The sequence below is a fragment of the Streptomyces sp. NPDC002467 genome, assembly GCF_042889825.1.
Classification (GTDB): Bacteria; Actinomycetota; Actinomycetes; order Streptomycetales; family Streptomycetaceae; genus Streptomyces.
Genome location: NZ_JBIARJ010000009.1, coordinates 303,870 through 325,035 on the forward strand (window position 1 = coordinate 303,870; position 21,166 = coordinate 325,035).

The window sequence follows — 21,166 nt, forward strand, 5'->3', positions numbered from 1 at the left end:
ACCCGTCAGGTGGCGTCGTCGTAACCGTTGATCCGCCCACGGCCGCCGTCGTCCTGACCGGGCAGCGCGGCCGGAGCCTGGATCTCTTCCCGCTCGCCGATCGGCGCCGGCGTCAGGTCCAGCGAGGAGGCCTCGTCGTCGTCGAGCAGCGCGTCGGGGTTCTTCCGCTGCCGCCTGCGGTCGTTGAGCAGGCACAGGCCGAGCGCGGCGAAGTACAGGGCCACGATCGGCGCCGCCAGCGTCAGCATGGTCAGCGGGTCACCCGTGGGCGTGGCGAACGCCGCGAAGATCGTGATCCCGAGGACCATCCCGCGCCACCAGCCCGCCAGCCGCTTGGCCGTGAGCACCCCGGTGATGTTCAGCAGGATCAGCAGCAGCGGCAGCTCGAAGGCCAGGCCGAACACGACCACCATGCGGGCGACCAGGTCGAGGTAGTCGTCGACCGGAAGCAGGTTGCGCGCGTTGTCGGGCGTGAACTCCAGCAGGATCGTCGCCGTCTGCGGGAGGATCTTGTACGCGAGGACCGCACCGGTCAGGAACAGCGGAGCCCCGACCGCGACGAAACCGCGCGCGTAGTTCTTCTCGTGCTTGTGCAGCCCGGGCGCGGCGAACGCCCACAGCTGGTACAGCCACACCGGCGTGGAGAGCACCACACCGGTCATCAGAGAGACCTTCAGAGCGATCGAGAACGCCGAGATGAGGCCGTTCACGGTCATGTCCGCGCAGGGACGGCCGTTGCGCTGGGTCACCACCCCACCGATGCAGCCGACGGAATCCAGCATCGGCTTCAACAGGAAGTTGATGATGTCCTTGTAGAAGAAGAAAGCGACGGTCGTGATCACCACGATCGCCAGGACCGACTTCAGCAGACGGTTACGAAGCTCACGCAGGTGGTCGACGAGAGGCATCCGCCCTTCGGCGTCCTGTGCCTTCCGGTCCTTCTTCTCCTGCTTGCGGGCAGACTTGAGCAACCCACGTCCCTTGTCTCGTTGCAGATGACTGGCGTGACCGGGGCGGGTCAGCCCTGGGCGGTACGGTTCGGCTCGCTCACCGGGCGGGAGCTGGTGACGTCACCGGGCGCGGCCTGGATGGTGCGCGGGGCGACGGGCTGCTGCGCGGCCTGGTCGGCGACGTTCGTCGCCGCAGCGGCGTCCTCGGCCTCGCCGTCCTTCTTCATGGCCTTGGCCTCGCTCTTGAGGATGCGGGCCGACTTGCCGAGGGAGCGGGCCATGTCGGGGAGCTTCTTGGCGCCGAACAGCAGGAAGATCACGGCGACGATCAGGAGGATCTCGAGGGGCTTCAGATTGCCGATCATGTGTGTCGTCCTTCTCACCGAAACGGCTGGTTGTGGTGGCTGTGCCCGGCCACCTCGAAGAACCGGCGACCGACCTTCCGAGGATCGTAACCCCCTGGGGTAAACGGTCGGCAATCCCCCGGGGTACCCCCGCTTGCGCGAACACCGGATTGTTCACGCCCCGGCCACACGGTTCCGTCCCGCTATGTGGACTATGTCACCGCCGTACGCCGCGACCCGCCCGAGCGAGGTCCGACGCCGCCCGCTCCAGCTCCCCCGAGGCGTCCGAGATCCGCCGGCTGGCCCGCTCCACCTGCCCGGACAGCCTGCGCACCTCCACGAACACCCGTACGGCCAGCACGGACAGGACGGCGAGCCCCAGGAAACCCGAGGCGATTGCGATCATCGGCCACAGCATGACAGGAGCCTAGACGAGGAGCACCGTCAGACACTGCGCAGGGTGCTCACGCCCCCACCCGTCAACAGCTCCACAATCCGCTCACCAGCCGGTTTGCGAACGGCCACACCACACGCGGGACACGTGAAGGAGTAGAACGTGGCCCTGCGGCTGCCCCCGATCGCCAGACGCAGCGCACCCGCGTCCAACTCGAAGCGGGCCCGGCAGTCGGGACAGGACGCCTTGAAGGCGACGGGCCCGGACTTCTGCGACATCGACCCCGCCCCTCAGACCGTTTCCCCGTACCCCGCGAGTGCCTCTCGAGCCGCGCTCCGCGCACTCTCCGCCAGCTCGACGGGGGCCACGATCCGCCCCTCCCGGCCCAGCCTCAGCGCGAGGCGGCGCAGCGACGCCGGATCCGGGCTGCGCAACGTGATCCGCAGCCCCCCGTCGGGCAGCTCCTCCGCGCTGTCGTGCGGGTAGTACTCGGCGACCCAGCGCCCGCCCGGACCCACCTCGACCACGACCTCCGGATCCTCCGCGGCCGGCTGGACCAGCCCCTCGGACAGGTCCCGCGGCTCGATCGCGGGCGGCTCGGCCCGCTCGTCCAGCAGCCGGATCTCCGCGACCCGGTCGAGACGGAAGGTGCGCCGCGCCTCCGAGAGGTGGCACCACCCCTCCATGTACGTGTGCCCCACCGCGAACAGCCGGATCGGATCGACCTTGCGCTCGGTGAGCTCGTCGCGCGCCGGCGAGTAGTACCGGACCCACAGCCTGCGGCGTTCCGCGATGGCCCGGTCGACGTCCGCGAAGACCCCGCCCTCGGACTCGAAGGTCACCGACAGCCGGGAGGAGGCCCCGGCCGCCTCGCCCGCCGCCGCCTCCAGCTTGGCGGTGGCCCGCAGGAGCGCCTGCCGGTCGCTCTCCCGCAGCCCCGGGAGGGTCGCCACCGCCCGCGCCGCCACCAGCAGCGCGGTCGCCTCGTCGGCCGCCAGCCGCAGCGGCTCCGCCGTGGACTCCCCCGACGCGTCGGGGTTGCGCCACCAGATGCGCTCCCCGTCGGTGTCGATGTCGAGCAGGTCGCCGCCCCGGAAACTGGTCCCGCACATGGGCAGCACGTCGAGGTCCGAGATCAGCTCGTCCTCGGTGATCCCGAAGGCCCGTGCGACGTCGGCGACGTGAGCGCCCGGGCGCTCCCGCAGATACGTGACCAGGGACAGCATCCGGCGCGTCTGGTCGATGGCGTTGGCAGCCATGCTGGTACGTCTCCCCCTCAGGGCGTGCTCTTCGAATGGTGCGCTTGCATTGCGTCGGGGCACGGGCCGACCGGCCCGACCGTTCCACCCCGACAGCGGGGCCCCCGCGGCGAGGACCTGTGCCCCGCCCGGCCGCGTCCGCTCAGGCCTTGGCGACGGCCCTCAGCCGGTCCACCACGTCCGCGCGCAGATCGGCGGGACCGACCACGACGACGTCCGGCCCGAACTCCACCAGCCAGGCGTCCAGCCCGTGCCCGTACGGGATCTCCAGCTCGTCCCAGCCGTCCCCGCCCTCCCGCACGGCCGTCGCCTTGGCCCGCAGCGGATACCCCGCCCCGGCCCGCAGCCGGATCAGCGCCGAACGGTCCGCGCTCTCCCCCGCCCAGCTCGCCACGGTCTCCCGCACGGTCACCACGTCGGGCACCTCGGCGACGTACTTGCCCGCCCGCGAACGGACCTTCCCCGTGATCCGCGACAACCGGAACACCCGCTCCGCACCACGGTCACGGTCCCACCCGGCCAGATACCAGTGACCCCGCCAGCACTCCAGCGCCCACGGCTCCACCTGCCGGGTCTCCGGCCGCGCCGCCGTCGACTTGCGGTAGTCGAACACCACCGGCCGCCGGTCCCGGCACGCCAGCATCAACGGCTCGAAAGCCGCCTCGTGCACCGGGATGCGCGGCTCGATGGCACTGTGCTGGCCCTCGTACGGATCCCCCGCCTCCGGCATCCCGCCCGCACGCAGCTTCTGCAGGGCGCCGCTCGCCGCCCCCGCCAGCCGCGCCTGCTGCCACACCTTCGCCGCCAGCCCCAGGGCCGCGGCCTCCTCGGCGTCCAACGAGACGGGAGGCAGCCGATTGCTGTCCCGGCGCGCGAGATACCCGATCTCGCCCTCCAGGTTCTCCACCGTCTCGATCACCAGGCCGAGTTCACGCAGGTCGTCCTTGTCCCGCTCGAACATCCGGTTGAAGGACTCGTCGTTGCCGGCCTCGAGGTACGCCTCGATCGACCCCCGCAACTCCCGCTTGCTCAGCGGCCGACGCGTCCCCAGCAGACACAGCGCCAGATTCATCAGCCGCTCGGCCTTGGCAATCGCCATCGACGCCCATCCCCGCTTCCCTCGTACGCGCCCACACACGGACACAGCCGTGACCGTCGACCGTACCGCCCCGGCGCGCCCGGACAAAAGCGAGGGGCCCCCGCCGACAGGCAGGGGCCCCAAAGCCGATCAAACAGTCGCCCTATCAGGCGTCCATCAGGTCACAGACGAAGATCAGCGTCTCGCCCGGGGCGATCGCACCGCCCGCACCGCGGTCACCGTACGCCAGGTGCGCCGGGATCGTCAGCTTGCGACGACCGCCGACCTTCATGCCCTGGACACCCTTGTCCCAGCCCTGGATGACCTGACCGACACCCAGCTGGAACTGCAGCGCGCTGCCGCGGTTCCACGAGGCGTCGAACTCCTCACCGGTGGAGAAGGCCACGCCCACGTAGTGGACCTTGACGAAGGCGCCGACCTTGGCCTCGGCACCCTCGCCCACCCAGATGTCCTCGATCACCAGGTCGGTCGGAACCGGACCCTCGGGGAAATCGATCTCGGGCTTCTCGAGCTTGTCGCTCACGGAACTGCTCCTCAAACTTACGAACCGGTCAACCGGGACAGTCTTACATCACCGCGAGGATGTCGAGGCTGAAGACCAGCGTCGAGTTAGCCGGAATGGACCCCTTCTCCTTGTCCCCGAACGCCATGTCCGGCGGAATCACCAGGAGGATCCGGCTGCCGACCTTCTTGCCGGTGATGCCGTCCTTCAGGCCCTTGACCGAAAGCTGCGACATCGGCCACGTCACCGTCGTGTCCGACGCGTACGTGCTCTCGAACGTCTTGTCGTCCTTCCACGTCTTGCCGTGGAACTTGACGACCACGCTGTCGGTGTCCTTCACCGCCGCGCCGTCACCCTCGAGGACGTAGTTCGACACCAGCTTCGCCGGCGGCTCCGTGTCCTTCGGAACGGTCACGGCCACTTCCTTGCCGTCCGTGTTCGTACCGACCTTCGGCAGCGCCTTGTCGTCCTGCGGGACCTCCTTGCCCGTCGCCGAAACCGGCACGGAAGCACCCTTGACGATGTCCACCACGAAGACCAGCGTCGCGTTCGGCTTGATCTTCTCGCCCGAACCCTGAGCCCCGTAACCCAGGTCCGGCGGAATCACCAGCTCGACGCGGCTGCCGACCTTCTGACCCTCGAGACCCTGGTCCCAACCCTTGATGACGGCACCCGCACCGACGGTCAGATCGAACGTCTGACCCCGGTCGAAGCTCTGGTCGAACGGCTCCTTGCCGTCCCACACCTGGCCGAGGTAATTGACCTGGGCGATGTCGCCCTTCTTCAGCGCCGGGCCCTTGCCCTCGCTGACGGTCACCACCTTCAGCTCCTTCGGCGGCGTCCCCTTACCCGTCGACAGGGTGGGCTTCTGCCCGAACTCGGCACCCTTCGTGATCGCGGGCGCCCCGTTCTTCATCTGGGCGGAGTCGGAGCCGCTGTCACCACACGCCGCTGTCGACAGCAGCAGAAGGGGTACGACAAGCAGGCCGGCAAGTCGGCGCACGTGTTCCTCAGATCTCAGACGGCAAACGGTCGCCGCCACTCTAAGCCGTGAACAGGGCCCCGTACGAGACAGCTACGGGGCCCTGACCACACACCGGCGAGATCTACATCCCGGCGATCAACTTCTCCACCCGGTCGTCCACCGACCGGAACGGGTCCTTGCACAGCACCGTCCGCTGAGCCTGGTCATTCAGCTTCAGATGCACCCAGTCCACCGTGAAGTCCCGCCGCTGCTCCTGCGCCCGACGGATGAAATCACCGCGCAACCGCGCACGCGTCGTCTGCGGGGGCACCGACTTGCCCTCGAAGATCTTCAGGTCGTTGCAGATCCGCGCCGCCTGCCCCTTGCGCTCCAGCAGGTAGTACAGCCCGCGCCGCCGGTGGATGTCGTGATACGCGAGGTCTATCTGAGCGACCCGCGGATTCGACATGGTCATGTTGTGCTTGGCCCGGTACCGCTCGATCAACTGGTACTTCATCACCCAGTCGATCTCGGTCCCGATCCGGTCCAGGTCCTCCGCCTCGATCGCGTCGAGGGTCCGACCCCACAGCTCCAGCACCTGCTCCACCGTGCCGGTACGGATCCCCCGGCGCTCGGCGAAGTCCACCGCCTTGTCGTAGTACTCCCGCTGGATCTCCAGCGCCGAGGCCTCCCGACCACTCGCCAGACGCACCTTGCGCTGACCCGTGATGTCATGACTGACCTCACGGATCGCCCGGATCGGATTCTCCAGCGTCAGGTCCCGCATCACCGTGCCCGCCTCGATCATGCGCAGCACCAGATCGGTCGCCCCGACCTTCAGCAGCATCGTCGTCTCGGACATGTTCGAGTCCCCGACGATCACGTGCAGCCGACGGTAACGCTCCGCATCCGCGTGCGGCTCGTCCCGCGTGTTGATGATCGGCCGGGACCGCGTCGTCGCCGAACTGACACCCTCCCAGATGTGCTCGGCCCGCTGACTCACGCAGTACACCGCACCCCGCGGCGTCTGCAGCACCTTGCCCGCACCGCAGATCAACTGCCGCGTGACGAGGAACGGAATGAGGATGTCCGCCAAGCGCGAGAATTCCCCGTGCCGCGCCACCAGGTAGTTCTCGTGGCAGCCGTACGAGTTGCCCGCCGAGTCGGTGTTGTTCTTGAACAGATAGACGTCTCCCGCGATTCCCTCCTCGTGCAGGCGACGCTCGGCATCGACCAGCAGTCCTTCGAGAATGCGCTCGCCCGCCTTGTCGTGCGTGACCAGTTCGGTCACGTTGTCGCATTCGGGTGTTGCGTATTCCGGATGCGAACCCACGTCCAAGTACAGGCGGGCGCCGTTCCGCAGGAAGACATTGCTGCTGCGGCCCCATGACACGACACGGCGGAAGAGGTAGCGCGCCACTTCGTCAGGAGACAGTCGGCGCTGTCCCCTGAACGTGCACGTGACGCCGTACTCGTTCTCCAGCCCGAAAATGCGGCGGTCCATGACTGAACATTACGCCTTCTGCCCCCTTCTGAAACCGGGTTCGCAGGCGCGGTTCGATCAGTTTCCCCGAAACCGCCGACGACCCGCCGCAAAACGCCCGGAGGCCGGCCGGAAAAGCACCACACGACGCCTGTGCATACCCGACCCGCCCCCGACGAAACCCGCAAAACCTCAGCCCTGCTCCGCCGACACCTCCACCGCGGCCGACGCACCCGCCGAACCCGCCACCTCACGGCTGCGCCCCCGCGCCGCCAGCACCCGCTGAGTGGCCATCAGGACCACCAGCGCCGCGGCCCCACCCGCACTCGCCACACCGAAGCCCGCAGCCGTACCACCCAGTTCCACCGCCGGACCCGCGACCGCCGTACCGATCGCCGCACCGACCCCGAAGAACGTCACCAGCCAAGAGAACGCCTCCGTGACCGTCCCCACCGGAGCGTGCCGGTCCACCACGATGAACGCACACGCGATCGCCGGAGCCAGGAACACCCCCGCCAACGCCGACAAAGCCGTCATCGCCACCGCACCCGGAACCAGCATCAACGGCAGATAACACACCGCCAACAACGCCACCAACAACCGCAGCCGCCGCTCCGGCGCACCCGCCCACTGCCTAGCCCCGTACGCCACACCACCCACCAGCGCACCCAGACCCAGCGCCGCCATCAGCCAGCCGTACACCACCTGCCCGCCGTGACCGTCCGCATACGCCACCCCGGCCACCGTGATCGACCCCAGCGCCGACCCCACGAAGAAGAACGCACCCAGCAACGCCAGCAGCCCCCGCGAACGCAGCGCCCCCAACCAGTGCGCCTCACGCGGCTCCGACCGCCACGCCCTCGACGGCTCCGAAACCACCACCGACAGCGCACCCAGCACCCCGATCGCGTTCAGCGCCAGCAGCGCCCCGGCCGGAGACCACAGCGCCACGAACAGCGTCACCAGCAGCGGACCGACCGTGAACATGACCTCCTGGGCCACCGCGTCCATCGCGTACGCCTGGTGCACCCGCTCCTCACGGCCGCCCAGCACACCCGGCCACAACGCCCGCAGCCCACCCTCCAGCGGCGGCGTGAACAGACCCGCGACCACCACGGCCGCGTACGCCGCCACCGCCGACCCCGTACCCGCCACCGCGAGCCACACCATGCCGAGCGCCGACACCACCGCCGCCGGCAGCTGCACCCGCGGCTGCCCGTACAGGTCCACCGCCCGACCCAGCAACGGCTGACCCACCGCGTTCGCCACGCCGTACACGGCCGCCAGCGCGCCCGCCAGGCTGTAGCTGCCGCCCTCGGCCCGCGTGAACAGCACGATCGCGATCGGCGCCGTCGCGTTCGGCAGCCGCCCCACCAACGTGCCCACCAGCAACCTCGCGGCATGCCGGGTCCTGAGCAGCTCCGCGTATCCCGCGGCCATGACCGCCCCCTTCTGCCCGGACCCACGCCGGGGTAATACGTATAACGTGACCGGTCATACGTACCATGGCCCCAGTCCACCGGTCCACCCACCGGACCACCACATCCGCTCTGACCACGCACTTCGGGAGCCCCCTGTGACGAGACCCACCAGCCGGGACGTCGCCACCGCCGCCGGGGTCTCCCAGGCCACCGTCTCCCTCGTCCTCGGCGACAAATGGCGCGGCCGCGTCTCCGAACGCACCGCCGACCTCGTCCGCGAAACCGCCACCACCCTCGGCTACCGCCCCAACCTCGCCGCCCGCAACCTCCGCCTCGGCACCACCCGCACCGCCCTCCTCGTCGTCCCCGCCCTCACCAACGAATTCTTCGCCCGCGTCTACACCGGCGCCGCCCGCATCGCCGCCGAACACGGCTTCGGCGTCGTCCTCTACCCCTCCCCCGACGGCACCGGCCCCGCCCGCGACCCCTTCGCCTCCGCCCGCGCCGCCCTCGACGGAGTCATCGCCTCCTCCATGGCCGCCGACACCCTCGAAGCCATCGGCGGAGCCACCCTCCCCCTCGTCATGCTCGACAGCGACCCCGCCGCCGGCGGCTCCGCCCACGTCAACCTCGCCATGGCCGACGGCATGCGCCAGATCGTCCACCACCTCCAGGACCACGGCCACCGCCGCTTCCTCCACCTCGCCTCCGCCATCGACACCTGGACCTTCCGGGTCCGCGCCGAAGCCCTCACCACCCACCTCGGCCCCCACACCGAACTGCGCACCGTCCGCGCCCACCTCAGCGTCGACGCCGCCCGCACCGCCATGGAGACGGCCCTCGCCACCCCCGGCCACGACCGCCCCACCGCTGTCATCTGCGACGACGACGTCCTCGCCGCCGGCGCCTGCAAGGCCGCCCGTCGCCTCGGCCTGCGCATCCCCCAGGACCTCTCCGTCACCGGCTTCGACGACCTCGCCCTCGCCACCGCCGTCGAACCCGAACTCACCACCATCCACCTCCCCGCCGAACGCATCGGCGAACAGGGCATGACCGCCCTCCTCGCCGTCCTCGAAGGCACCCCCTGGACCGCCCCCGAGCTCCCGGTCAACCTCGTCGTACGCGACTCCTCCGGCCCTGCCCCGAAGGCCCCCTGACCCCGAACACGACGAAGCCCCGGCCGCCCACCAGGGCAACCGGGGCCTCGCTCGCACACAGCCCTACTCGGCGTCGTCCTCGGGCGCCTCGTCGTTCGACACGGCATCCGCCTGCGCCGCCGCCGGAACCTCCGCCTCCAGCAACCGCGCCAACTGCCGGCCACGGATCCGCTTGAACTTCCGCTGCTGCGACCGGGTACGGTCCAGCACCGCGACCTCCAGCCGCTCCGCCGGAATCGTCTTGTCCGCACCGTTCGCCTGGCTGGACAGCGCCTGCACCGCCAGCTTCAGCGCCTCGGACAGGGTCATCCCGTCCTGGTGACGCTGATCCAGGTACGTGCTGATCTGCTCGGCGTTGCCACCGACGGCAACGGAACCGTGCTCGTCCACGATCGACCCGTCGTGCGGAAGCCGGTAGATCTGGTCCCCGGCCGCCGTCGCCCCGACCTCGGCGACGACCAGCTCCACCTCATAGGGCTTCTCGCCCGCCGAGGAGAAGATCGTGCCGAGCGTCTGCGCGTACACGTTCGCCAGCCCACGGGCCGTCACATCGTCACGGTCGTAGGTGTATCCACGCAGATCCGCGTACCGCACACCGCCGATCCGCAGATTCTCGTACTCGTTGTACTTGCCGGCGGCCGCGAAGCCGATCCGGTCGTAGATCTCGCTGAACTTGTGCAGCGCACGGGACGGGTTCTCGCCGACGAACACGATGCCGTCGGCGTACTGGATCACGACAAGGCTGCGGCCGCGGGCGATGCCCTTCCGGGCGTATTCCGCCCGGTCGGCCATGGCCTGCTGGGGTGAGACGTAGAACGGAGTCGACACCGGCTTTCCGTCCCTTTCTTCTGGGTGACGAGAGGACTGGTCAGAGCAGGGCGGCGCGCGGACCGTCGGGCTCCTGGAGCCGTCGGTCCGTCACCTTGCGGGCGAGCTCCTGCGACTCGTCCTCGTCCAGCCTGCGGAAGCCCTCGTCGGTGATGACGGTGACGATGGGGTAGATGTGGCGGTACAGGTCCGGCCCACCGGTCGCCGAGTCGTCGTCGGCGGCGTCGTAGAGCGCCTGCACGACCAGCGTGGTGGCCTGCTCCTCCGTCAGATCGGGACGGTAGAGCTTCTTCATCGAACCGCGGGCGAAGATCGAGCCCGATCCGGTGGCCGCGTAGCCGTGCTCCTCGGAGCGGCCGCCGGTCACGTCGTAGGAGAAGATCCGGCCCTTCTCCTTGCCTTCGTCGTACCCGGCGAACAGCGGCACGACCGCCAGGCCCTGCATGGCCATCCCCAGATTGCTCCGGATCATGGTGGACAGCCGGTTGGCCTTGCCCTCCAGGCTGAGGGTCGCCCCCTCCACCTTCTCGAAGTGCTCCAGCTCCAGCTGGAACAGCTTCACCATCTCCACGGCCAGGCCGGCGGTACCGGCGATGCCGACAGCGGAGTACTCGTCGGCCGGGAACACCTTCTCGATGTCCCGCTGCGCGATCATGTTCCCCATGGTCGCCCGCCGGTCACCGGCGAGCACGACCCCTCCGGGGAAGGTGGCCGCGACGATGGTCGTCCCGTGCGGCGCCTCGATGACGCCCTCCGGCAGCTTGCGGTTGCCGGGCAGCATCTCGGGCGAGTGCGCTCCCAGGAAGTCCATGAAGGACGACGACCCCGGCGTCAGGAAGGCTGCCGGTAGACGCCCTGTGCCACGATTGTTGGCTTCCACGCGTGTCCCTCCAAGTATGAGACGACCCGACGGGCAGCGTCAGGATCGTCACCCAACTTGCCGATGGCCGTGTTGCAGTTGAAGCAAAGTACGCCTCGGACCTTACCCGTCGTGTGGCAATGATCCACATGTACGGCCGGAGCCTTCAAACAGATGAGGCAGACACCGCCTTGTGCTGCGATCATCTCGTCGCGCTGCGCCTCGGTCATTCCGTACGAACGCTTGAGATGGCCCGCCCGGCCTTGAACGACCCGGCACGCCTTGCACCGAGTGGACAGGCCGTCCGACGCCGACGAGTTCTTGTGCCACTCGCTGTGCGGCTTGATCACACCGCACTGGCGACAGAGTTTGTGACCGGCCGGGACGTCGACCTTCTCTTTGACGATCTTTCCCTTTTCGGCCTGGCGGCGCCGGTAGTGCGCGGCGCTGTACTCCGCCACACACTCCCGGCACCTCGGCTGAAGGCCGTCGCCACGATTCCGATCCAGGGCGAACCCGCTCAGTGGGACGTCGCGGCTACAACCGCGACACCACTTCGTTCCATTGGACATGGAGCCATGCTTGCGAGTTCACCTTGGATTCGAAGGCTATTCGCCGCCTTTTTGTACGAAACTCCGAACGAAGTCCTCGGCATTCTCCTCGAGTACATCGTCAATCTCGTCAAGAACCGAGTCGACGTCGTCGGAGAGCTTCTCCTGGCGCTCCTTGAGGTCGGTCGATTCCTCGACCGCGGCCTCCTCGACCTCCTCGGTCGAGCGCTGCGCCTTCTGCTGTCCGCCGCCGGTGTCCTTGGTCGCCATGTCTACCTCACCCCGCTCGGTTCGCACGCTCATGTCGAGAGACCCCGGGATTCGGGATCTCTCAAGATCAGACCCTACGTCGGACCCTACAAGTTGGGTCCGACATTCGTCCCCGCACTTTCATAACGTCCGGCTGATTTCATGATTCCCGGACCGGGGCCCTTTCAGGCCTCGAAGGCACCCCGAAGAAACCACTTCACTGACCGGAAAGCACCCGCACCAGGTCCTCCGCCGTACGACAGCGGTCCAGGAGCTCCTTGACGTGGTTCCGGGTCCCCCGCAGGGGTTCCATGGTCGGGACGCGCTGGAGCGAGTCCCGGCCCGGGAGGTCGAAGATCACCGAGTCCCAGGAGGCAGCGGCCACGTCGTCCGCGTACTGCTCCAGGCAGCGGCCGCGGAAGTAGGCCCGGGTGTCCTCCGGGGGCTTGCTCTGGGCCCGCTCCACCGCCGGCTCGTCCACCAGTCGCTTCATCTTGCCGCGGGCCACCAGACGGTTGTACAGGCCCTTCTCCGGTCGTACGTCCGAGTACTGGAGGTCCACCAGGTGCAGCCGGGCCGCGTCCCACTCCAGGCCGTCGCGGCGCCGGTAGCCCTCCAGGATCTCCCGCTTGGCGATCCAGTCCAGCTCCCCCGACAGGCTCATCGGGTCGGTCTCCAGCCGGCCCAGGACGTCCTCCCAGCGGGTCAGGACGTCCTTGGTCTGGTCGTCCGCGTCGGAGCCGTACCGCTCGTCCACGTACTTCCTGGCCAGCTCGAAGTACTCCATCTGGAGTTGCACGGCGGTCAGCGTGCGCCCGCTGCGCAGCGTGATCAGGTGCTGGAGGTCCGGGTCGTGGGAGACCTGGTGGAGGGTGCGCACGGGCTGGTCGACGGCGAGGTCGACGCTGATGAACCCGTCCTCGATCATGCCGAGGACCAGCGAGGTCGTGCCGAGCTTGAGGTAGGTGGAGATCTCGGAGAGGTTGGCGTCTCCGATGATCACGTGGAGCCGGCGGTACTTCTCGGCGTCGGAGTGCGGCTCGTCGCGGGTGTTGATGATGGGCCGCTTGAGGGTGGTCTCCAGGCCGACCTCGACCTCGAAGTAGTCCGCTCGCTGGCTGATCTGGAAGCCGTGCTCGCGGCCGTCCTGGCCGATGCCGACGCGGCCGGCGCCGGTGACGACCTGGCGGGAGACGAAGAAGGGGGTCAGGTGGCGCACGATCTCCGAGAAGGGGGTTTCCCGCTTCATCAGGTAGTTCTCGTGCGTGCCGTAGGAGGCGCCCTTGTTGTCGGTGTTGTTCTTGTAGAGGTGGATCGGCTGGGCGCCGGGCAGCTGGGCTGCCCGTACGGCGGCCTCGGCCATGATCCGCTCGCCGGCCTTGTCCCAGAGGACGGCGTCGAGCGGGTTGGTGATCTCCGGGGAGCTGTATTCGGGGTGGGCGTGGTCGACGTAGAGCCGTGCGCCGTTGGTCAGGATGACGTTCGCGAGGCCGATGTCCTCGTCGGTGAGCTGGCTGTTGTCCGCGGCCTCGCGGGCGAGGTCGAAGCCCCGGGCGTCCCGCAGCGGATTCTCCTCCTCGAAGTCCCAGCGGGCGCGGCGCGCCCGGTGCATCGCCGCCGCGTAGGCGTTGACGATCTGGGACGAGGTGAGCATGGCATTGGCGTTCGGGTGGCCCGGGACGGAGATCCCGTACTCCGTCTCGATCCCCATTACTCGCCGTACGGTCATGCGGCCCTCCTTGCCCGGCGGCGCTCCTCGTCGGGAGCGGCGCTAAGTACCGCTGGTGCTCCGGTGCGCGTGCCTGTGCCTGTTCCTGTGCGGTGCCCGTCCCCGCACTGCGCGTCCGGCGGCGGTAAGGAAGAGCGTAGAACCACTTCGGGTTCGTGGGGAGATCATTTCCGTCATTGAATTGGCCTCGTCACCGGCTGAAAATCGGCCGGTAAAGCAGTCGGCTGCGGATGCCCGGGGAGGGCATCCGCAGCCGCTCCGCTCGGTCAGAGGTACTGACCGGTGTTCGCCACCGTGTCGATGGAGCGTCCGGTGTCCGCGCCTTGCTTTCCGGTGACGAGGGTGCGGATGAATACGATCCGCTCGCCCTTCTTTCCGGAGATTCGGGCCCAGTCGTCCGGGTTGGTGGTGTTGGGCAGGTCCTCGTTCTCCTTGAACTCGTCCACGCATGCCTGGAGGAGGTGGGAGACGCGGAGGCCCTTCTGGTTGTGTTCGAGGAAGGCCTTGATGGCCATCTTCTTGGCCCGGTCCACGATGTTCTGGATCATGGCGCCGGAGTTGAAGTCCTTGAAGTAGAGGACTTCCTTGTCGCCGTTGGCGTACGTGACCTCGAGGAAGCGGTTTTCCTCGGTTTCGGCGTACATCTGCTCGACGACGGTCTGGATCATGCTGTGGACGGTGCCGGCCGGGCTGTCCTGGTGTTCGGACAGGTCGTCCGTGTGCAGGGGCAGGGTGGCCTTGAGGTACTTGGCGAAGATGTCCTTGGCGGCTTCCGCGTCCGGGCGCTCGATCTTGATCTTCACGTCGAGGCGTCCGGGGCGCAGGATGGCCGGGTCGATCATGTCTTCGCGGTTGGAGGCGCCGATGACGATGACGTTCTCCAGGCCTTCCACGCCGTCGATCTCGGCGAGCAGCTGGGGGACGATGGTGTTCTCCACGTCCGAGCTGACGCCGGATCCGCGGGTGCGGAAGAGGGATTCCATCTCGTCGAAGAAGACGATGACGGGGGTGCCCTCGCTGGCCTTCTCGCGGGCACGTTGGAAGACGAGGCGGATGTGCCGCTCGGTCTCGCCGACGTACTTGTTGAGGAGTTCGGGTCCCTTGATGTTCAGGAAGTAGGACTTTCCTGCTGCCTGTCCGGTCACTTCGGCGACCTTCTTGGCAAGGGAGTTGGCGACGGCCTTGGCGATGAGCGTCTTGCCGCAGCCGGGCGGGCCGTAGAGCAGGATGCCCTTCGGGGGCCGCAGTTCGTGTTCCTTGAAGAGGTCCGGGTAGAGGTACGGGAGCTCGACCGCGTCGCGGATCAGCTCGATCTGGTCGCCCAGGCCGCCGATCTTGTCGTAGTCGATGTCGGGGACCTCTTCGAGGACGAGGTCTTCGACCTCGCTCTTGGGGACCACTTCGTAGACGTAGCCGGAGCGGGGTTCGAGCAGGAGGGCGTCGCCGGGGCGGATGGTGATGTCCAGGAGCGGCTCGGCGAGCCTCACCACCCGTTCCTCGTCGGTGTGCCCGACGACCAGGGCGCGCTCGCCGTCCTCGAGGATTTCCTTGAGGGTGACGATGTCCCCGGCCCGCTCGAATTCCATGGCCTCGACCACGTTGAGCGCTTCGTTGAGCATGACTTCCTGGCCGCGCCGGAGGTCTTCCGGGTCGACGCTGGGGCTGACGTTCACGCGGAGCTTTCGGCCTCCGGTGAAGATGTCGACGGTGCCGTCCTCGTTGGCTTGCAGGAAGACGCCGAAGCCGGCCGGCGGCTGTGCGAGCCGGTCGACTTCCTCCTTGAGGGCCACGATCTGGTCGCGGGCCTCACGGAGGGTATTCGCGAGTCGTTCGTTCTGTGCGGAGACGCCGGCCAGATTTGTCTGAAGCTCGACGATCCGCTCTTCGAGAATCCTCGTGTGTCGCGGAGAGTCGGCGAGCTTGCGGCGCAGGACGGCGATTTCCTGCTCGAGATAGGCAACCTGGCCGGCGGGGTCCTCAGACCCTCGCCCGGGCCGGATGCCGCGGTTGATGTCGTCGTCGTGGGCTGCCACGGTCCTCACCTCCTCCAAGGGGAGCTGGACGCTTCCTGACCCTACCTGGGCTGGTGGTGATTGAAACCCCTAGATCACAAAGACGGTAGAGGCGTGTCCGATCTTCACCCTTGCGTACTCCCTCACGCCAAGGAAATACCCACCCATCAACATCTGAAAGCGGCCGGTTGTAAGGTCGAACTGTTCAACACCCGTCAGGGCTCGCGCGACTTGCCGCGAGTTGCGACCGGGATGGATCACTCAGGGCAGGGAACGGCAGGAGATATGAGCGTGCAGCAGGAGGCTCCGGCGGGCGTCGCGGGCGGGTCGGGCGAGCCGCTCGAGGTCTGGATCGACCAGGACCTGTGCACCGGGGACGGCATCTGCGTGCAGTACGCGCCGGAGGTGTTCGAGCTGGACATCGACGGTCTGGCGTATGTGAAGGGTGCGGACGACGAGCTGCTGCAGGAGGCGGGGGCGACGACTCCGGTTCCGCTGGTGCTGTTGCAGGACGTGGTCGATTCGGCGAAGGAATGTCCGGGTGACTGCATCCACGTGAGGCGTGTTTCGGACCGGGTGGAAGTGTTCGGTCCGGACGCGGAGTGAGGGTTCAAACACTCCTGGCGGCCGAGTCCGTCAGCTCCTGGCGGAATTTTCCGTCGCTCCAGCGCCACTTGGCGCGCTGTTTGAGGTCGGGGCTGTAGCGGGGTACGTCGGGTGAGGAGTACCCGAGGAGGGTCGCCGTGACGGCTCCGTCGCGCACGGTGAGGTCGGTGGCGGTCTTGCGTTGGCCGGCTTCGAGCAGGGTGGCGACGACGCGGGGGCGGGCTCCCGCGGTGCGGTCCTGGACGAGTACGTAGATGGCGTGGGGCGGGGTGCCGGATCCGGCGTCGCAGCGGACGGCGGCGACGGTTTCGGGGCGGCCGTCGCCGTCGAGGTCGCCCTGGGCGGTGGCGGTGACGGTCTGGGGGGCGCCCTTGCAGTCGAGGGGGTAGGTGACCCCGGCCGGGTCGGGGGCGGTCGCCTGGGGGCCTTCTGCGGGGTGTGGGGCGGTTCGGGCGGAGGCCGGTTGGAGAAGTCCCGCGCCGGCTATGACGGCGGCCATGGCGGATGCGGTGGCGATCCAGTGGACGGGCTTGGTGCGGGTGTGTCCCAGGGTGTCCGGTGTCGACGTCAGCTCGGCGGGGCTGTGCAGCACGCTGGGTGTCTCCTGTGCGAGGGGTGACGGGGAGCCAGCATCGTGCCATACCTCACACGATGGTGGAACGGTCGGGTCCGGCTCCGGCGGGGCGTTTGACCCGACAACGAAAAGGCGCTGTGGCGCAGTTCCCGGGGTGAGCGGGGAACTGCGCCACAGCGCCTTGGTGTTGGGTGTGCGGGGTGGTTACGCGGAGCGGTCGCTGCCGGGTCCCTCGTAGTCCTCGCCGTAGGCGCCCTTGGCGGGCCGGCGGCGGCGCATGGGGGGCTCGACGCCGTCCGCGAGGCGGCGGGCGGTGACGAGGAAGCCGGTGTGGCCGATCATCCGGTGGTCCGGGCGGACGGCGAGGCCTTCCACGTGCCAGTTGCGGATCATCGATTCCCAGGGCTGCGGTTCGGCGAAGCAGCCGATCTCGCGGATGGACTCGACGGTCTTGGAGAGCTGGGTGGTGGTGGCCACGTAGCAGCAGAGGATGCCGCCGGGGACGAGGGCCTTCTTGACCGCTTCCAGGCACTCCCAGGGGGCGAGCATGTCGAGGATGACGCGGTCGACGTCGGTCTCGTCCAGGTTGTCCTGGAGGTCGCCCACGGTCAGCTTCCACGCGGGGTGGGGGCCGCCGAAGTAGCGCTCGACGTTGGCGGTGGCGATCTCGGCGAAGTCCGCGCGGCGCTCGTAGCTGTGGAGCATGCCCTGGTCGCCGATGGCGCGCAGCAGGAAGCTGCTCAGGGAGCCGGAGCCCACTCCCGCCTCCACGACGCGGGCGCCGGGGAAGATGTCGGCGAAGGCCAGGATCTGGCCCGCGTCCTTGGGGTAGACCACGGCGGCGCCGCGGGGCATGGACAGGACATAGTCGGGGAGCAGGGGGCGCAGCGCGAGGTAGGCGACGTTGCCGGTGGTGCGGACAACGCTGCCCTCGGGTGCGCCGATCAGCTCGTCGTGCGGGAAGGAACCCTTGTGGGTGTGGAAGTTCTTCCCTGCTTCGAGCGTGAACGTGTAGTGGCGGCCCTTGGGGTCGGTCAGCTGTACCTGGTCCCCGACCTCGAAGGGCCCGCGTCGGCGGGCGGCACCGGTCGGTTCGGACATGTGACCAGTGTATTGGCTTCAGGACTGGGGCCGTGCCATGGCTTTCACGAAGGCTTTTTCGACGTCGAGGGTGGAGAGGACGCCGTAGATCTCGCCGGTGGGTTCGAGGACGAGGTATTCGGTGGCGGGGGTGGCGCGGAGGTGGTCGAGGAGTTCTTCGCCGGTGAGGTCCGCGGAAACCTTCATGCCGTCGGTGAGGTCCTGGGCGAGGGTGCTGACGGCGACCCAGGGGCGGCGGTGTTCGGGTACGGAGGCGATGGCGGTTTCGCGGACGATGGCGGTGGGGTCTCCTTGGCCGTCGACGACGACGAGGGCGCGGGCGCCCGCTTCGTTGGCGCGGCGGAGGGCTTCGGAGAGGGGGGTGGCGGTTTCGACGGGGATGGCGCGGCGGGTGAGGGTGCGGGCGCGGAGTTCGGGGAGGTGTTCGCGCAGGCGGGCCATGCGGAGGCTGTTGCCGGCTCCGGTCCAGATGATGGCGGCGAGGATGGCGGCGAGGAGGGCGTCCATGACGGTGTTCATGCCGCCGGTGTCGTCCGTGCGGTTGCCGAGGGTCCCGGTGTGGGTGAGCAGCGGGAGGCCGATGAGGACGGTGACGGCGAGGGCGCGGCCGATCCAGGCGGCGGCGATGGTGCCGGTCATGGGTTTGCCGGTGATGCCCCAGATGACGGCGCGGAGCATGCGGCCGCCGTCGAGGGGGAGGCCGGGGAGGAGGTTGAAGGCGGCGACGAGGAGGTTGGAGATCATCAGTCCGGCGAGGAGGACGCCGGGGACGGTGGCGGGGTCGACGGCTTTCATGCCGAGGTAGAAGGCGCCGGCGAGGAGGAGGGAGAGGAGGGGGCCGACGAAGGCGAGGACGAATTCGCGGCCGGGGGTCTCGGATTCCTTCTCGATCTCGGAGACTCCGCCGAAGAACTGGAGCTGGATGCGGCGGACGGGGAGTTTGAAGCGGAGGGCGGCCACGGTGTGGGCGAGTTCGTGGACGAGGACGGAGGCGTAGAAGGCGACGGCGAAGAAGAGGGAGACGAGGTAGCGGACCGGTCCGAGTTCGGGCAGGACCCGGTCGAGCTGGTTGCCGAAGACCCAGGTGATGAGGGCGGCGACGAGGAACCAGCTGGACGAGACGTAGACGGGTACGCCGAAGGGGCGGCCCATGAGGATTCCGCCGCCCGGTCCTGAGCGCCGGTTCGCGCGCTCGCCGGTTTCGTCGGTGTCTGCCACGGCTGTCCTTCGGTCGGTGCTGGTGTTTCCAGTGTGGTTCAGGTGTGGTTCGAATGGCGCTTTGGCCGGTGTGTAGCGGGTTGTGATGCTCCGATCATGCAGTGCGAGGGGGTCCGTCGTCGATGGTATGGCGCGGGCTGTCGGTGGCGGGTCGTAGGGTTTTGTGCATGACGACGAGCTCGGGTGCCGTGTCGGGTGCCGCCGATGAAGGGGTCGCCGCGGATGTCGCGGTGGCGCCGGCCGCTGTGGCGCCTTCTTCGCTCTCCCCTTCGCGGGCGAGTGATTTCATGCGGTGTCCGCTGCTGTACCGGTTCCGGGTGATCGACAAGCTGCCGGAGAAGCCGAGTGCGGCCGCGACGCGCGGGACGCTGGTGCACGCGGTGCTGGAGCGGCTTTTCGATCATCCTGCGGCGGAGCGGACGGCTCCGGCGGCGAAGGCGCTGATTCCGGGGCAGTGGGAGCGGTTGCTGGAGTCGAAGCCGGAGCTGGCGGACCTGTTCCCGGAAGGGGACGAGGGGGCGGGGCTGGCGCGGTGGCTGACGGAGGCCGAGGCGCTGGTGGACCGGTGGTTCACGCTGGAGGACCCGACGCGGCTGGAGCCGGTGGAGCGGGAGTTCTTCGTGGAGACGGAGCTGGCGTCGGGGTTGCGGCTGCGCGGGATCATCGACCGGGTGGACGTGGCGCCCACGGGTGAGGTGCGGATCGTCGACTACAAGACGGGCAAGGCGCCGCGGCCGGAGTATGCCGAGGGTGCGTTGTTCCAGATGAAGTTCTACGCGTTGGTGGTGTGGCGGCTGAAGCAGGTCGTGCCGCGGCGGTTGCAGTTGGTGTATCTGGGCAGTGGTGAGGTGCTGACGTACGACCCGGTGGTGGAGGACCTGGAGCGGGTGGAGCGCAAGCTGCACGCGTTGTGGGAGGCGATCCGGGAGGCGACGGAGTCGGGTGATTGGCGGCCGCGGCCGACGAAGCTGTGCGGCTGGTGTGATCATCAGGCGGTGTGTCCGGAGTTCGGGGGTACTCCCCCGGCCTATCCTCTGCCGATCGTCCCCCGCTAGGTCGTCGGCCGGTCAGGGCAGAATGGGCGGCGTCCGTCGAAGCCGCCGTACGAATACGAGGTAGACCCCGTGGCGATCCGCGTCCTTCTGGTCGATGACCAGCCGCTGCTGCGCACCGGCTTCCGGATGATCCTGGAGGCCGAGGAGGATCTGGCGGTGGTCGGTGAGGCCGGGGACGGTCTGCAGGCCCTGGACCAGGTGCGGGCGCTCCAGCCGGACGTGGTGCTGATGGACATCCGGATGCCGCGGATGGACGGGGTGGAGGCGACCCGGCAGATCACGGGTCCGGAGCGGAACGGGCCGGCGAAGGTGCTGGTGCTGACGACGTTCGATCTGGACGAGTACGTGGTGGAGGCGCTGCGGGCGGGGGCGAGCGGGTTCCTGCTGAAGGACGCGCCGGCCAATGAGCTGGTGCAGGCGATCCGGGTGGTGGCGGGCGGCGAGGCGATGCTCGCGCCGAGCATCACGCGGCGGCTGCTGGACAAGTACGCGGGTCATCTGCCGTCGGGTGAGGAGAGCGTGCCGGACACGCTGGGCTCGTTGACGGAGCGGGAGGTCGAGGTGCTGAAGCTGGTGGCGCGGGGGTTGTCGAACGCGGAGATCGCGGCGGACCTGTTCGTGAGCGAGACCACGGTGAAGACGCATGTGGGTCACGTGCTGACGAAGTTGGGGCTGCGGGACCGGGTGCAGGCCGCCGTGTACGCCTACGAGAGCGGTCTGGTGCGTCCGGGCGCGGGCCAGTAGGGCCGGTGGGGCTTCTCCCGTAGGGCTTCTGTACGGCGAACGGGCCGGCAGCCGCGTGGTGCGGCTG

Annotated in this window: 23 protein-coding genes; 4 read left to right on the forward strand and 19 right to left on the reverse strand. The window is 68.6% G+C overall.

Annotated features, from left to right (window positions below; genetic code table 11):
• Positions 1-5: 5 nt before the first annotated feature.
• The 10 genes from tatC to ACFYYJ_RS21100 all read right to left on the reverse strand — a co-directional run bounded on the left by tatC (position 6) and on the right by ACFYYJ_RS21100 (position 8,435).
• Entirely contained in the window at positions 6-971 is a 966-nt protein-coding gene (gene tatC / locus ACFYYJ_RS21055; protein WP_385130740.1) for a twin-arginine translocase subunit TatC, read from the reverse strand.
• Positions 972-1,018: 47 nt separating this feature from the next.
• Positions 1,019-1,315, reverse strand: coding sequence for a Sec-independent protein translocase subunit TatA (gene tatA, locus ACFYYJ_RS21060; RefSeq protein ID WP_385130737.1), 297 nt, complete (start codon positions 1,313-1,315; stop codon positions 1,019-1,021).
• A gap of 196 nt (positions 1,316-1,511) precedes the next feature.
• On the reverse strand, positions 1,512-1,712 hold the full coding sequence (locus tag ACFYYJ_RS21065; RefSeq protein WP_385363504.1) for a hypothetical protein: 201 nt from the start codon (positions 1,710-1,712) through the stop codon (positions 1,512-1,514).
• 26 nt (positions 1,713-1,738) lie between these two features.
• On the reverse strand, positions 1,739-1,966 hold the full coding sequence (locus ACFYYJ_RS21070; protein ID WP_384582306.1) for a hypothetical protein: 228 nt from the start codon (positions 1,964-1,966) through the stop codon (positions 1,739-1,741).
• A 12-nt stretch (positions 1,967-1,978) separates the two neighbouring features.
• Complete coding sequence (locus ACFYYJ_RS21075) at positions 1,979-2,947, reverse strand: helix-turn-helix transcriptional regulator (RefSeq protein WP_385130728.1); 969 nt, start codon at positions 2,945-2,947, stop codon at positions 1,979-1,981.
• A 142-nt stretch (positions 2,948-3,089) separates the two neighbouring features.
• Entirely contained in the window at positions 3,090-4,046 is a 957-nt protein-coding gene (locus ACFYYJ_RS21080; protein ID WP_385130725.1) for a helix-turn-helix transcriptional regulator, read from the reverse strand.
• A gap of 145 nt (positions 4,047-4,191) precedes the next feature.
• Positions 4,192-4,569, reverse strand: a complete 378-nt coding sequence (locus ACFYYJ_RS21085) for an FKBP-type peptidyl-prolyl cis-trans isomerase (protein ID WP_384582301.1) — start codon at positions 4,567-4,569, stop codon at positions 4,192-4,194.
• A 43-nt stretch (positions 4,570-4,612) separates the two neighbouring features.
• Positions 4,613-5,551, reverse strand: coding sequence for an FKBP-type peptidyl-prolyl cis-trans isomerase (locus ACFYYJ_RS21090; protein ID WP_384750437.1), 939 nt, complete (start codon positions 5,549-5,551; stop codon positions 4,613-4,615).
• 103 nt (positions 5,552-5,654) lie between these two features.
• Positions 5,655-7,016, reverse strand: a complete 1,362-nt coding sequence (pafA, locus tag ACFYYJ_RS21095) for a Pup--protein ligase (protein ID WP_384582297.1) — start codon at positions 7,014-7,016, stop codon at positions 5,655-5,657.
• A gap of 171 nt (positions 7,017-7,187) precedes the next feature.
• Complete coding sequence (locus ACFYYJ_RS21100; RefSeq protein ID WP_385130722.1) at positions 7,188-8,435, reverse strand: MFS transporter; 1,248 nt, start codon at positions 8,433-8,435, stop codon at positions 7,188-7,190.
• Positions 8,436-8,571: 136 nt separating this feature from the next.
• On the opposite strand from ACFYYJ_RS21100, the gene ACFYYJ_RS21105 reads away from it, so the two are divergent.
• Positions 8,572-9,573, forward strand: a complete 1,002-nt coding sequence (locus ACFYYJ_RS21105) for a LacI family DNA-binding transcriptional regulator (RefSeq protein WP_389134390.1) — start codon at positions 8,572-8,574, stop codon at positions 9,571-9,573.
• A gap of 63 nt (positions 9,574-9,636) precedes the next feature.
• On the opposite strand, the gene prcA is transcribed toward ACFYYJ_RS21105, so the two are convergent.
• From prcA to arc, 6 genes are all read right to left on the reverse strand, one after another.
• Positions 9,637-10,401: a proteasome subunit alpha gene (gene prcA, locus ACFYYJ_RS21110; RefSeq protein WP_384750443.1), complete on the reverse strand. Its 765-nt coding sequence runs from the start codon at positions 10,399-10,401 to the stop codon at positions 9,637-9,639.
• 40 nt (positions 10,402-10,441) lie between these two features.
• A complete protein-coding gene (prcB, locus tag ACFYYJ_RS21115) occupies positions 10,442-11,281 on the reverse strand; it encodes a proteasome subunit beta (protein WP_385363507.1) in 840 nt (279 codons plus the stop codon).
• Positions 11,233-11,832, reverse strand: a complete 600-nt coding sequence (locus tag ACFYYJ_RS21120; protein WP_385130714.1) for an endonuclease VII domain-containing protein — start codon at positions 11,830-11,832, stop codon at positions 11,233-11,235. The genes prcB and ACFYYJ_RS21120 overlap by 49 nt, the downstream gene beginning before the upstream one ends.
• A gap of 36 nt (positions 11,833-11,868) precedes the next feature.
• The gene (locus ACFYYJ_RS21125) at positions 11,869-12,081 is read right to left on the reverse strand and encodes a ubiquitin-like protein Pup (RefSeq protein WP_030294332.1); all 213 of its coding nucleotides are present in this window, start codon (positions 12,079-12,081) and stop codon (positions 11,869-11,871) included.
• Positions 12,082-12,277: 196 nt separating this feature from the next.
• Positions 12,278-13,789, reverse strand: a complete 1,512-nt coding sequence (dop, locus tag ACFYYJ_RS21130; RefSeq protein ID WP_385130711.1) for a depupylase/deamidase Dop — start codon at positions 13,787-13,789, stop codon at positions 12,278-12,280.
• 266 nt (positions 13,790-14,055) lie between these two features.
• Positions 14,056-15,822, reverse strand: coding sequence for a proteasome ATPase (gene arc / locus ACFYYJ_RS21135; RefSeq protein ID WP_384582285.1), 1,767 nt, complete (start codon positions 15,820-15,822; stop codon positions 14,056-14,058).
• Between the two features lie 264 nt (positions 15,823-16,086).
• Here arc and ACFYYJ_RS21140 point away from each other — a divergent pair, with 264 nt between their 5' ends.
• Positions 16,087-16,407, forward strand: a complete 321-nt coding sequence (locus tag ACFYYJ_RS21140; protein ID WP_384582283.1) for a ferredoxin — start codon at positions 16,087-16,089, stop codon at positions 16,405-16,407.
• A 4-nt stretch (positions 16,408-16,411) separates the two neighbouring features.
• Here ACFYYJ_RS21140 and ACFYYJ_RS21145 read toward each other — a convergent pair whose 3' ends face one another.
• From ACFYYJ_RS21145 to ACFYYJ_RS21155, 3 genes are all read right to left on the reverse strand, one after another.
• A complete protein-coding gene (locus ACFYYJ_RS21145) occupies positions 16,412-16,999 on the reverse strand; it encodes a hypothetical protein (RefSeq protein WP_389134397.1) in 588 nt (195 codons plus the stop codon).
• A gap of 186 nt (positions 17,000-17,185) precedes the next feature.
• Positions 17,186-18,082: a tRNA (adenine-N1)-methyltransferase gene (locus ACFYYJ_RS21150; RefSeq protein WP_042814566.1), complete on the reverse strand. Its 897-nt coding sequence runs from the start codon at positions 18,080-18,082 to the stop codon at positions 17,186-17,188.
• An 18-nt stretch (positions 18,083-18,100) separates the two neighbouring features.
• On the reverse strand, positions 18,101-19,300 hold the full coding sequence (locus tag ACFYYJ_RS21155; protein ID WP_385130706.1) for a site-2 protease family protein: 1,200 nt from the start codon (positions 19,298-19,300) through the stop codon (positions 18,101-18,103).
• A 122-nt stretch (positions 19,301-19,422) separates the two neighbouring features.
• Between ACFYYJ_RS21155 and ACFYYJ_RS21160 the strand changes: the two genes are divergently transcribed.
• Both ACFYYJ_RS21160 and ACFYYJ_RS21165 read left to right on the forward strand, forming a co-directional pair.
• Complete coding sequence (locus tag ACFYYJ_RS21160) at positions 19,423-20,355, forward strand: RecB family exonuclease (RefSeq protein ID WP_385130703.1); 933 nt, start codon at positions 19,423-19,425, stop codon at positions 20,353-20,355.
• A 69-nt stretch (positions 20,356-20,424) separates the two neighbouring features.
• A complete protein-coding gene (locus ACFYYJ_RS21165) occupies positions 20,425-21,099 on the forward strand; it encodes a response regulator (RefSeq protein WP_384582279.1) in 675 nt (224 codons plus the stop codon).
• Positions 21,100-21,166 lie beyond the last annotated feature (67 nt).

What these genes read in the sequence shown, in the direction of transcription:
- ACFYYJ_RS21140 (WP_384582283.1), top strand. Translation starts at nt 16,087, where the DNA reads ATGAGCGTGCAGCAGGAGGCTCCGGCGGGCGTCGCGGGCGGGTCGGGC.
- pafA (WP_384582297.1), bottom strand. Translation starts at nt 7,016, where the DNA reads ATGGACCGCCGCATTTTCGGGCTGGAGAACGAGTACGGCGTCACGTGC.
- ACFYYJ_RS21150 (WP_042814566.1), bottom strand. Translation starts at nt 18,082, where the DNA reads ATGTCCGAACCGACCGGTGCCGCCCGCCGACGCGGGCCCTTCGAGGTC.
- dop (WP_385130711.1), bottom strand. Translation starts at nt 13,789, where the DNA reads ATGACCGTACGGCGAGTAATGGGGATCGAGACGGAGTACGGGATCTCC.
- ACFYYJ_RS21080 (WP_385130725.1), bottom strand. Translation starts at nt 4,046, where the DNA reads ATGGCGATTGCCAAGGCCGAGCGGCTGATGAATCTGGCGCTGTGTCTG.
- ACFYYJ_RS21075 (WP_385130728.1), bottom strand. Translation starts at nt 2,947, where the DNA reads ATGGCTGCCAACGCCATCGACCAGACGCGCCGGATGCTGTCCCTGGTC.
- tatA (WP_385130737.1), bottom strand. Translation starts at nt 1,315, where the DNA reads ATGATCGGCAATCTGAAGCCCCTCGAGATCCTCCTGATCGTCGCCGTG.
- ACFYYJ_RS21120 (WP_385130714.1), bottom strand. Translation starts at nt 11,832, where the DNA reads ATGTCCAATGGAACGAAGTGGTGTCGCGGTTGTAGCCGCGACGTCCCA.
- ACFYYJ_RS21070 (WP_384582306.1), bottom strand. Translation starts at nt 1,966, where the DNA reads ATGTCGCAGAAGTCCGGGCCCGTCGCCTTCAAGGCGTCCTGTCCCGAC.
- ACFYYJ_RS21125 (WP_030294332.1), bottom strand. Translation starts at nt 12,081, where the DNA reads ATGGCGACCAAGGACACCGGCGGCGGACAGCAGAAGGCGCAGCGCTCG.
- ACFYYJ_RS21100 (WP_385130722.1), bottom strand. Translation starts at nt 8,435, where the DNA reads ATGGCCGCGGGATACGCGGAGCTGCTCAGGACCCGGCATGCCGCGAGG.
- ACFYYJ_RS21065 (WP_385363504.1), bottom strand. Translation starts at nt 1,712, where the DNA reads ATGCTGTGGCCGATGATCGCAATCGCCTCGGGTTTCCTGGGGCTCGCC.
- ACFYYJ_RS21160 (WP_385130703.1), top strand. Translation starts at nt 19,423, where the DNA reads ATGGTATGGCGCGGGCTGTCGGTGGCGGGTCGTAGGGTTTTGTGCATG.